At 67.8% G+C, this 10,630-nt stretch carries 10 protein-coding genes; 6 read left to right on the top strand and 4 right to left on the bottom strand.

From position 1 onward, the window contains the following. Positions 1–116: 116 nt before the first annotated feature. Both FVW27_RS00435 and FVW27_RS00430 read right to left on the bottom strand, forming a co-directional pair. Positions 117–437 carry a DsrE family protein gene (locus FVW27_RS00435; protein WP_243838122.1) on the bottom strand — a complete coding sequence of 107 codons (321 nt, stop codon included), beginning with the start codon at positions 435–437 and terminating at the stop codon, positions 117–119. A 205-nt stretch (positions 438–642) separates the two neighbouring features. After that, on the bottom strand, positions 643–951 hold the full coding sequence (locus FVW27_RS00430; RefSeq protein ID WP_167121798.1) for a TIGR03905 family TSCPD domain-containing protein: 309 nt from the start codon (positions 949–951) through the stop codon (positions 643–645). Between the two features lie 359 nt (positions 952–1,310). On the opposite strand from FVW27_RS00430, the gene FVW27_RS00425 reads away from it, so the two are divergent. Further along, entirely contained in the window at positions 1,311–2,537 is a 1,227-nt protein-coding gene (locus tag FVW27_RS00425) for a sodium:calcium antiporter (RefSeq protein WP_167121797.1), read from the top strand. Between the two features lie 96 nt (positions 2,538–2,633). Further along, complete coding sequence (locus FVW27_RS00420; RefSeq protein WP_167121796.1) at positions 2,634–3,443, top strand: DUF3298 and DUF4163 domain-containing protein; 810 nt, start codon at positions 2,634–2,636, stop codon at positions 3,441–3,443. A gap of 142 nt (positions 3,444–3,585) precedes the next feature. On the opposite strand, the gene FVW27_RS00415 is transcribed toward FVW27_RS00420, so the two are convergent. Further along, positions 3,586–4,188, bottom strand: a complete 603-nt coding sequence (locus FVW27_RS00415) for a hypothetical protein (RefSeq protein ID WP_243838121.1) — start codon at positions 4,186–4,188, stop codon at positions 3,586–3,588. A 112-nt stretch (positions 4,189–4,300) separates the two neighbouring features. After that, entirely contained in the window at positions 4,301–6,160 is a 1,860-nt protein-coding gene (locus tag FVW27_RS00410) for a hypothetical protein (RefSeq protein WP_167121795.1), read from the bottom strand. A 570-nt stretch (positions 6,161–6,730) separates the two neighbouring features. Here FVW27_RS00410 and FVW27_RS00405 point away from each other — a divergent pair. The 4 genes from FVW27_RS00405 to FVW27_RS00390 form a co-directional block, all read left to right on the top strand. Beyond that, positions 6,731–7,129 carry a PA2779 family protein gene (locus tag FVW27_RS00405; RefSeq protein WP_190244550.1) on the top strand — a complete coding sequence of 133 codons (399 nt, stop codon included), beginning with the start codon at positions 6,731–6,733 and terminating at the stop codon, positions 7,127–7,129. A gap of 74 nt (positions 7,130–7,203) precedes the next feature. Next, positions 7,204–7,875 carry a C39 family peptidase gene (locus FVW27_RS00400; RefSeq protein WP_167121794.1) on the top strand — a complete coding sequence of 224 codons (672 nt, stop codon included), beginning with the start codon at positions 7,204–7,206 and terminating at the stop codon, positions 7,873–7,875. A gap of 104 nt (positions 7,876–7,979) precedes the next feature. Beyond that, positions 7,980–8,438: a tetratricopeptide repeat protein gene (locus tag FVW27_RS00395; protein ID WP_243838120.1), complete on the top strand. Its 459-nt coding sequence runs from the start codon at positions 7,980–7,982 to the stop codon at positions 8,436–8,438. 295 nt (positions 8,439–8,733) lie between these two features. Continuing rightward, on the top strand, positions 8,734–10,630 hold a 1,897-nt coding region (locus tag FVW27_RS00390; RefSeq protein WP_167121792.1), incomplete at its 3' end, for a cache domain-containing protein.

Raw genomic sequence — 10,630 nt, 5'->3', positions numbered from 1 at the left:
CCGCGCGGCCCATCGCCCGCGCAGAACGATGCCGCCCCGCTCCGGCCCGTGACGGGCGGCAGGCGGGGCGGCGCAGGAAGGTTTTGCGACCGGGCTGACCCGGTCCGCTGTCGGCATCAGAAGTTCAGCACCCTGTCCGCCTTCAGCATCTCGTCGTACAGAAACTGCTGATTGCCTCGGGCCACCGTGTCGTCAGCATCCACGCCGTGGATGTCCTGGCACTTGCCTCAGGCGGCCAGCACGCCCTCGCTGAGGGAGAACAGCCGGGCCTGGTCACGGATGGGGAACGAGGGGCCGTCGCCCGCCGCGTAATCCGCTGCCGGACCGTTGAGGAAGATGGTCACTTCCTCGCCCTTTTCGAGCAGGAAGTTGCCGAAGCGGAAGGTGTTCCAGCGGATTTCCGGGTCCGCGCTGGAAAGGATGATCAGTATTTGCATTTCAAATGCTCCGCTGTCTGTTTGATAAATGAAATCTATCGTAAGCGGTGCATGGCCGGGATGCAAGTCGCGGACTGTCGGGGGTGGGGGGGGCAAACGGCAACGGCGCGGTGGGGCCGCGCCGTGAACGTGGTGCCGTGGTGACGGCGTGAATTTGGCCGGGCTGCGGTGGGATGGGGATCCCGCCGGGTACCGTCAGCGGCGTCTAGCCGAAGGGATTCAACGGCTTCAGCCCGAACCCCACGGCATGTGCCGGAGCGGTCAGGGGGCGGCCTTCGCGCAGGTCGGACAGGGCCTTGGCCAACTGGTCGGGACAGGAGGTGGGCTTGTTGCCGCAGGTGATGCCGACCAGCTTGTCGATGGCGTCCTGCACCGGCATGCCGTCGAGCAGGCGGCCAAGGGCTTCGAGGTTGCCGGGGCAGCCCCCGGCAAAGCGCACGTCGCGCAGCAGCCCGTCGCGCACGTCGAACTGGATCTGCTTGCTGCAAACACCGCTGGGAACATGAACATGCATGGCGATACTCCATGGCGCGGCGGTGGACCGGCGCGCCGGATTGCTGGTGTGGCGTGGCGTGTCGAACGGGTTCGGCGCCAGACATAGGCCCGCCGCGTCGTGCTGTAAAGAGGGAGGCGGGCGCACCGGCCACCCGCTTGACGCGCCGGGCGGGGCGGACTATGTAACCGCTCAGCAAGGGGAGTAGCCAGCAAGGGCAACGTCAACAGCATGGCGCACGCGCCTGGCGTTGCCGTTGGGACGGACCCGCAAACCGGACCAATTGGCGAGACCTTCACGGCAGGAATGCCGGAGGTCTCGCCTTTTCTTTTTGGCCTCTGGCGATTTGTAAATTCTCAAATGGTATCGAGAGGTTGGTTGTGAAACACGCGTTCCGCGACTGGTATCCCTTCCTGCTGGCGGTGCTGGCCACGCTGCCGGGCCTTGCCATGCGCGCCCTGCACCCCGAAATCAGTCCCCTGGTCATGGCCGGCCTGACCGGCGGGGCCATCCTGGCGGCGTCGTTCATGCTGATGTGGGCCTGCGAGGTGGCGCAGCTGGACATTCCGCAGACGCTGGCCCTGGCGGTGGTGGCGCTTATCGCCGTGCTGCCCGAATACGCCGTGGACATGTACTTTACCTGGATGGCCGGGCAGCACCCCGAAAGCGATTACGCCCACTACGCCATCGCCAACATGACCGGCGCCAACCGCCTGCTCATCGGCGTGGGCTGGAGCGCCATTGTGCTGGTGTGCTGGATGCGCTTCCGCAGCGCGGTAGTGGTGGAAAGCGAACGCCGTACCGACCTGGTGTTCCTGGCCATGGCCACGGCGTACGCGTTCTTCATCCCCATCAAGGGGTCGCTGGCGTGGTACGACGGCGTGGTGCTGGTTTCGCTGTACATATGGTACATCTGGCTGGTTTCGCGCAGGCCCTGCACCGAGTTCGAGGCGGAAGGCCCGGCAGAGGTGCTGGCCAAGCTGCCCACGGGCAAGCGCCGCATCGCCACCCTGTCGTTGTTCCTGTTTGCCGCCGTGGTCATCCTGGCCGACGCGGAATTGTTCAGCGAAAGCCTGGTGGCCTCCGGCAAGGTGCTGGGCATCAACGAATTCCTGCTGGTGCAGTGGCTTGCGCCCATCGCCTCCGAGGCGCCCGAGTTCATCGTTTCGCTGATGTTCGCCATGCGCGGGCATGCCAGCATCGCGCTGGGCAGCCTGATTTCGTCAAAGCTGAACCAGTGGACCCTGTTGGTGGGCATGATCCCCGGCGTGTATGCGGCATCGTCCGGCTCGGTGCATCCTCCCATTCCCATGGATTCGCACCAGATGAACGAAATACTGCTGACGGCGGCGCAGTCGCTGTTCGCCATCTGCCTGCTGCTGCGCATGCGCATCGGCATGCGCGGGGCGCTGGTGCTGTTCGGCCTGTTCCTGGTGCAGTTCATCTCGCCGTTCATTCAGGCCCCGATAGAGGCGGCCATGGGCCTGCCGCACATTCCCGACCGGCTGCACATCTGGTTCAGCCTGGTGTACGTGGTGCTGGCGGGCGGCATGCTGCTGCTGCGCCCGCGCGCCCTGCTGGACCTGCGCTACGGCTTTCGCGTGTAGCGTGCGCGCCGCTGGCGGCGCGCAGATGACATGACGTGATCCTTTGCGGCCCGTCGCGCCCTTGGCGCGGCGGGCCGCTCGTGTTAGAGACGGGCCATGAAAGACGGCAAACCATGTGTTGTGACAGGGGGAGGGCGCACCGCCCCGGCGGGTGTGCTCATGGCGGCCATGCTGGTGGTCATGCTGGTGGTCATGCTGTCCGTGACGGCGGTGCTGTGGGCCGCGCCGGTGCGGGCCGCCGAACCCGGTGCGCCACGCGGCGACGAGTCCTCCATCACCCTGCGCGAGGACGACTTCGACATCGACGTTCGCTATCCCCGTCTGGGGCAGGCCGCCGTGGACGACGACCTGGCCCGCTGGGCGGCGCACATCGTGGCCGCGTTCCGACAGGGGCTGGTCGAGCCCGGTACCGGGGGCGAACCGGTGAACGGCACGCCGGACCTCAATGCCCACCATTTCGTCAACGAACTGAAGGTGACGTATGACGTTACCCGCGCCTCGGCCCGGGCGGCCACGGTCACCTTCAGCATCTGGACCTACACCGGGGGTGCCCACGGCAATCTGGACATCATCACCCTGAGCTACGACATGGCTTCCGGCGCGCGACTGGCGCCGGAGGACATCTTTGCGGATACCGAGGTCGCGCTGACCCTGCTGGCCTCGTACTGCTACGACGCGCTGGCCGAGACCCTGGGCGACGACCGGGCCGAGGACATGCTGCGCAGCGGCACCAGCCCCGACGCGGACAACTACGCCAGCCTCGCGCTGACGCCGGAAGGGGTGCGGGTGCATTTTCCGCCGTATCAGGTGGCGCCGTGGTCGTCCGGGCCGCAGCAGGTGGACGTGCCTCTGGGGGTATTGATCGACGCCGGGCCGCGACTGGAGTTGTGGGGCGTCACCCGCTAGCCGGAAAGAAAATGATGCCGAAGGGCCGGAACGCTGTGCGCGTTCCGGCCCTTTGCACGTGTGTTTTCCGGTTGTGTTGGCCGGAGGCATTCCGGGCAAGCCGGGTTGCGGCAATCTGGGAGGTCAGCGGCAGTCTGGGAGGTCAGCGGCAGTCGGTCAGATCGGATCGCGTGCACAGGGTGAGCACCGCGTCGCATATGCGGGTGCCCGTGGATCTGGCCAGCACCGCACCGCCGGGAATCACCGCCGCACGGCGGAAGCCCAGCCGGGTGACGAATCCCAGAGCGTGGCGGTAGGGCGCGGGGGTAAGGCCCACCAGGGTGTCCAGCAGATGCGCTGCCGGTCGTCCGTTCGGGGCGGGGGGCGGCACGGGGGCCTGCGCGCGGAGCAGAAAACCCACCACCAGGCGTCCGATTTCTTCAGCGCGGGGCATCCCGGCCCGCAGCACGCAGAAGTGGATGCGCGCCGCGCGGCCGCAAAATCCGTCCAGCCAGCACAGGGCCAGCGAGGTGCCCGCCGCCTGCACCAGGTAGCACCACGCCCGGTGCGGGGCCAGCAGCCCGCGCAGATCGGCGGCGCAGCGCACGCCGCCGTCGTGGAACACCACCGGGACCAACCCGTCCGCACACAGGGTGTGCCAGACCTGGTCCAGTTCCGCGTCGGTGACCGGGACCGGGTGGGACGGGTGGCGCGAGCGCAGCACCAGCGGGGGCAGCGGAGGGTGGGAGGCGGGGGCGGGATGCACTGCCCGGCCAGTGTGTTCGATTCCGCCAGTTCGCACTGTCCGGCTAGCCCGGTCGACTCGGACGGTCTGGGCACTCCGGGCGTCCGGCAACACCGGAAGGGATGGTGTGGCCCTAGCCATACAAGGGGTACTCCATATGCCCGGTTTCGTCCGCGTAACTGTGGCCGCCAAGTCCCGCGCCGTACCCGGCGTGGGTGAACCCGCAGGAATCCGGGTCCGGGAATTCTGCGCCCAGGTCCGGGTCCAGGATGCGGGCCAGGCAGTCCAGCATGTCGTCGTGCCGGGACACGGGAAAGGCCAGATATTCCTCGTCCACGAATTCCCGCGCCAGGTCGCGCCGCTTGCCCTCTGCATCCATGAAGGGCAGGCGGTGGGGCAGCAGCATGCGGCCCTGCTCGAATTCCGGCACCAGCCTGCGGATGCGGTCCTTCTTGGGCATGGGGCCGCCCAGCGGGGTGATGTCGAAGCGGTAGTTGCGGCGTTCCTGCTCGGTGCGCACGTGCTCTATGTCGGCCTGCATGCCGTACTTTTCGTAACCCGTGGCCAGTGGCCGCCACGTGCGGTGCAGGCGGAACAGTGCGGCGGCCCGGCCCGTCAGGTTCAGCCGGTCGCGCACCCCGTCCAGCAGGTAGCGGTTGCCGTCCGGGGCCAGCCCCACCACCAGCATCACCGTGTAGTCGCTGCCCTTCTTGCGTTCGCCCGCCGGGTCCACCAGCAGGTAGCGGTTGCAGTGGCCCCAGAGGGCCAGCGGAGATGTGCTGTCCGCCTGACCGCGCGGGTCCGCGTAGCCTGGGGCATTGCCGGTACCAGACGCGTAGCGGCGCAGCCATTCGGCGCGAAAGCCTTGCGCCGTGTCGGCGGCGGGGTTCAGCAGCATCTGGCAGCCGAACACGTACGGCCCCATCTGGCGACGCTTTTCGGCCAGTGCCGCCGTGGAGAGCAGCACCGGGGGGCCGTCGGGCGCACCGTTGGCCGTGGCGGGGTGGATGCGAGGCGTGGCCGCCCCCCGTTCGATGATGGTGCGCCAGGTGTCGTTGAAGTGGTAGCGGGTGCCGATATAGCGGCGGCGGCCCGCGCGGCTGGTGGACGGGGCATTGCCCGCGTCCATGGGAGCGGTCGCGGGAGCGGTCACGGGAGCGGTCGCGCCGTCGGCCAGCCCCGTGTCGTCCGCAGGGGCGGCGGCACCGTTTTCTCCTCTCGTCTTCCCGCAGGCATCCCCGCCACTGTTCCTGTCACTGTTCCCGCTACGGTCTTCGCCGGTCACCCCGCTGGCCCCCAGATTGAGCGACAGCGCCCAGCATTCCGTGACCTTGGCGATCATTTCCGGGGTGGTCACCGATTCGCGGGTGACCACGTCGTCATAGACCAGCAGCCGAAAGTGCTTGCCAGTGGGTTGGCCGTCCACCAGCCCCCACGCCTCTACCGTGGCTTCCTTGGGGTTGCTTCGACGGCGCACAACGATGCCCTTGTCCAGCGACCACACCGGGGCCTGCCGCCGGGGCGCGGCCCACAGCACGTCGGGGTACAGGCGCTTCAGCATGTCGTTGTGCTCGAACTCGTGCTTGATCTGGCCCAGGAAGTCCTTGGCCACCGGACGCGAGTGGGAAAAGATGCCCACCGTGATTTCCGGGTCGTTCAGGATGTCGCGCACGGTCTGGCCGAAGGTGATGATGGTGGATTTGTAGTGTTCGCGCGCCCACAGGTCCAGATGGCCGTCGGGAGCGGCCTGCACCTCGCGGCAGCGTTCGAACAGCCAGTCGCGGTCCATGTCGGCCCGGCCCATGAGCCGGGTGAGCAGGTAGAACAGGTCGCGGCGGCCCAGTTCCGCCTGCACGGCGGCCAGGGCCGCAGGGCCGCTCCGGGCGGCGTCCGAGGCTAGGTCGGCGTACAGCACGGCGGCGTCGCGCCGGGTGGTGGCCGTGGTTATTGCAATGGGACGGGCTGCGGGGGAAACCCCGAGGGGAACTGGCATGGCGGAAAATCCTTTGGTGCAAGGGGTGACGGCAAGAAATGCGGTCCGACGGCGCACACCCTACACGGGGGCAAACGTGCGGCGTCGGTCACAAGGGGGGCGCAACGGGGTGGGACGGGCATCCGGAAGTGGTGCGGCCATGACAGCTGTTGTGGCGGTCATTGTGCGGGCGCGGCGGGGAAATGCGGGATGTCCGCCATGACCGGTGCGCAGGGGCGGGCCGAAGGAGGGGCCTCTTCGGCATTGGCGGTGACGTGCGACATCATCAGACACCGTGCGTGCACGCACGCATCGGCAGGCTCGTGCCGAAGGTACGATACGAGCGGGGTCCGCCCGTGTCGTGCCCGTTCCGCTTTCGTGGAGCGCCCGTTTCGCGTTCGTGCTGCGTTCGGACACACCAGGGAATGGCTGCCGCCACATCGGCGCGGCAGAGCGCCTTGTAATCGCCGTGCAAGTCTGCTAGGCAAATCTAGAAAATTTCACGAATGCCGTGTGCGCGCCGCGCAAGCCGGACCCGGAACGGTGCGGTTCCGGGGTGTCGGCGACGGCGACCCCAAGAAGGAGGAACACATGTACATGCTTCTGAACTGGCGCGCCCTGCGTCACATCGCCATGGTCATGGTGGCCGTCATGGGCCTGCTCAGCTTCGTGCCCCGCGTGGAAGCCGCCTTTGTTCCCAATGCCGGCATCGTGGCCGGGGAACAGCGCTCCAGCGACATCGGCACCGTGCAGAAGGCCCTGGAAAACAAGATGGTTTCCGAGCGCCTGCAAGCCCTTGGCTACTCTTCCGCCGAAGTGGAACAGCGCCTGTCCATGCTGTCCGACGCCGAACTGCACGACCTGGCCAAGAAGATCGACAACCTGACCCACGGCGGCGACGGCTTCGGCTTCGTCATCGCCATCCTTGTCGTCATCCTGCTGGTGGTGCTGATCCTGCATTTCGCCGACCGCCGCGTGGTCGTCCAGTAACCGTGCGTCCCGTTTTACCCCCGCCGTCCGGACAGGCCCCGGCTTGTCCGGACGGCGGGGGTACCATTTTCGCCATGCCCATGGACGTTTCGCCCTCATGCCGGGCCGCAGGCCCGCCCCTTGCGCTTCCCGGCGCCATCCGGTTGCTGTTCCGCCATCTGCGCGCGCGAGCATTGCCGGGTCTGCTGCTGCTTTGCGCGGCGCTGGCCTGCGCGGGCTGCGTGCGCGGGCCCGGCAGCCTTGCGCCGGATCCCACCCGCCCCGCTGCCGAGCGGATCATCCCCGATGTGCCGTTCTTTGCGCAGGAACAGTACCAGTGCGGCCCCGCCTCGCTGGCCGGGGTGCTGCGTCATCTGGGGCTGACTGGCGCCCAGGCCACCCCGGACGGCATTGCCGAGGCCATTTTTCGCCCGGGAATGCACGGCACGCTTTCGCTGGATCTTGCCCTGTACCCGCGCACTTTGGGGCTTTCCAGCCGCTGGTACGACGGTTCCGTGGCCGACCTGATGGCCGCCGTGGATTCCGGCCAGCCGCGCATCGTCATGGTGGACCACGGCTACGGGCTGGTGAGCACCTATCATTTCATGGTGGTGGTGGGCTACGCGCCCGACGCGGTCATCGTGAATTCCGACCGCACCCCCCTGCAACGGCTGCCGTGGGCTTCGTTTCTGCGCACCTGGGACCGCACCGACCGCTGGACGCTGGAGGTCCGGCGGCAGGAACCGGCCCCCGCACCCGCCCCGTAGCCCGAACCGTCACGGGAGGTTCCATGCCGGACACCACGCCTCTTGTCGCTCCCCCTGTTTCCGTTCCCGCTTGCGCTGCCTTTTGGCCCGCCCGATCTGCCCGCATGACGCGTGCCGTCCTGTCGTGCCTCTTGCTGGCCCTGCTGCTGACCGGGTGCTCCCTGCCGCGCATCGGCATCTATCAGGACCCGTTGACCGGCCCGGAGCACCTGGAACTGGGACGTGCCTACGAGCAGAAGGGCGAGCTGGATCTGGCCCGGCGCGAATACGCAGAGGCCGTGCGCGACGACGTGCCCCAGGCCCACCTGTACCTGGCCAACCTGCTGTTCCAGAAAGGCGAGTTGGAAGATGCGGAAAGCCACTACCGCAAGGCCATCCGCGCCCTGCCCGAGACGGAATCCGCCCCCGCGCGCAACAACCTGGCCTGGCTGCTGCTGACGCGCGGCGAGAAGCTGGGGGAAGCGGAGCGGCTGGCCGAAGAGGCCGTGCGCCTTGCAGACGACGCCCACCGCCAGAGCTTCGAGGACACGCTGAATCAGGTGAAGGCCGCACGGAACAAGTAGCCTCCCCTGTGTCTCCGGTGTCCCCGGATACCCTGTACTGTTGACGCCAGCGACGGCCCGCCGCACCCACCACACACGGATGCGGCGGGCCGCGTCGTTGGCGGCTGCCGTCCGGAGGCCCGTCCCTCGCCCCTCGCCCCGGCGTACTGTCTCCCCGCCGCCTCGTCACTCCGTCGCCATACCGTCGCCACGATCCGGACAATGCGGCCGGTTTTTTCACAAGGTTGGCGGGGCGGGCTTTTCCGCACGCGTTTCATCTGGCAAGATAGGCCATCGGATACTCCGTGGAGGCTGCATGACGGGTCTGGGCATTCGGGGCAAGCTGCTGGCCAGCTACATGCTGGTGTTCCTTGTGCTGCTGCTGTGCGGCGGCGCCGGTGCATACATCCATGCCCGCAATGCCGTGGAACAGGTCGTGGAAGAACGGCTGCACGCGGCCACCCAGTCCATTCTGGGCACCGTGCGGGTGGGGGCCGACCTTGCGGTGCGCAACTACCTGCGCGCCGCTTCGGAAAAGGCCCGCGACGTGGTGGCCCTGGAATACGAGCGCTACCGTTCGGGTGCCATCACGGAGGCGCAGGCCAAGGCCAATGCAGCCGACATCTTGTTGCGCATGAGCATCGGCCGGTCGGGCTACATCTATTGTCTCACCTCCAACGCCACGCTTGCCGTGCACCCGGTGGCCTCCCTGCTGGGGCGCGATCTTTCGGAGTTCGAGTTCGTGCGGGACCAGTCGCGCCTGCGTGAAGGCTTCATGCAGTACGAATGGCGCAACCCCGGCGAAACGCATGCCCGGCCCAAGGCGCTGCACATGACCTGGTTCCAGCCGTGGGACTGGATCATTTCCGCCTCTGCCTACCGCGAGGAATTCCGCAACCTGCTGGACGTCACCATGCTGCGCGACGCCGTGCTCTCGCACCGGGTGGGCGAAACCGGCTACGCCTACATCATGACCGGTGCGGGCGAGCTGCTGGTGCACCCGGTGATGGAACCGGGCGACATCGCCGACGCGCGCGACGACACGGGACGCCGCTTCGTGCGCGAGATGATGCAAAAGCGGTCGGGGCGCATCGTCTATTCCTGGCGCAACCCCGGCGAAGGCCGCTACCGCGAGAAGATCGTGGTCTACGCCTATCTTGCGGATTACGACTGGATCGTGGCCGCATCCGGCTATACCGACGAGATTTACGCCCCCCTGGACCGCATGCGCCGCCTGGCCCTGCTGTGGCTGCTGGCGGCCGTCGGGGTGGTGGCGCTGGCCAGCCTGTACGCCAGCGCGGGCATCACCGGGCCGCTGCGGCGACTGACCGAGCGGGTGCGCGTGGGTGCCGGGGGCGATCTTTCGGTGCGCGTGGTGCCGGAAACCCACGATGAAATCGGCGAACTTGCCAACTATTTCAATAGGCTGATGGGGAATCTGGAAGGGCACAGCCTGCGCATGGGACAACTGGTGGAGGCGCGCACGGGGGAACTGACCCGCCTCAACGCCGACTATCTGGTGGAACTGGAACGCCGCGCCGCCACCGAAGAAGAAGCCCGCAGCCGCCTGGCCTTCCTGCAGGCGCTGATGAACGCCATTCCCAACCCCATCTACTACCGCGACTTCACGGGTCGCTTCGTGGACTGCAACGACAGCTTCGCGCGAGTGGTGCTGGGCTGTGCGCGAGAGGACGTGCGCGGCCGACCGCCGGGTGACTTTCCCGACGTGTACCCGGCGGACGTGGCCGGTGCCGTGCTGCGCGACGACGACGAACTGCGCCATGTCGGCGGCACGCGTTTTGGCGAGCAGAGCCTGCGCTGCGCCGATGGGGCGGTGCGCCACTTCAGCGTGGTCAAGACCGTGTTCGCAGGAGGCACGGCGGGAGAGGGGGGCATCATCGGGGTGCTCACCGACCTTACGGCGCGCCGCCGGGCCGAGGACGCGCGGCGTCTGCTGGAACAGGCCGTGGAGAATTTTTCCGGAGCCCTGCTGATTCTGGATGGCGAAGGTTCCATCCGCTATGCCAACCCGGCCTTTGCGGCCATTACCGGCTGGCCGCGCACCAATGCGGTGGACCGCCGCCTGGCGGACCTTGGTGCCGAGGATACGGCTGGCGCTGTTGCGGGCGGCAACGAGGGCGCCGGATTCTCCGCGCTGCTGGAGGCCCGCGCCCAGGGCAAGGCATGGAGCGGGCGAGCCCGGCTGCGGCGGG

The sequence above is a fragment of the Nitratidesulfovibrio liaohensis genome, assembly GCF_011682075.1.
GTDB classification, from domain to species: domain Bacteria; phylum Desulfobacterota; class Desulfovibrionia; order Desulfovibrionales; family Desulfovibrionaceae; genus Cupidesulfovibrio; species Cupidesulfovibrio liaohensis.
Note: the sequence above shows the minus strand (reverse complement) of the source record. Positions and strands in the feature narration are given on the sequence as shown.

What these genes read in the sequence shown, in the direction of transcription:
- FVW27_RS00420 (WP_167121796.1), top strand. Translation starts at nt 2,634, where the DNA reads ATGAAAGACGGCAAACCATGTGTTGTGACAGGGGGAGGGCGCACCGCC.
- FVW27_RS00405 (WP_190244550.1), top strand. Translation starts at nt 6,731, where the DNA reads ATGTACATGCTTCTGAACTGGCGCGCCCTGCGTCACATCGCCATGGTC.
- FVW27_RS00400 (WP_167121794.1), top strand. Translation starts at nt 7,204, where the DNA reads ATGCCCATGGACGTTTCGCCCTCATGCCGGGCCGCAGGCCCGCCCCTT.
- FVW27_RS00410 (WP_167121795.1), bottom strand. Translation starts at nt 6,160, where the DNA reads ATGCCAGTTCCCCTCGGGGTTTCCCCCGCAGCCCGTCCCATTGCAATA.
- FVW27_RS00395 (WP_243838120.1), top strand. Translation starts at nt 7,980, where the DNA reads ATGACGCGTGCCGTCCTGTCGTGCCTCTTGCTGGCCCTGCTGCTGACC.
- FVW27_RS00430 (WP_167121798.1), bottom strand. Translation starts at nt 951, where the DNA reads ATGCATGTTCATGTTCCCAGCGGTGTTTGCAGCAAGCAGATCCAGTTC.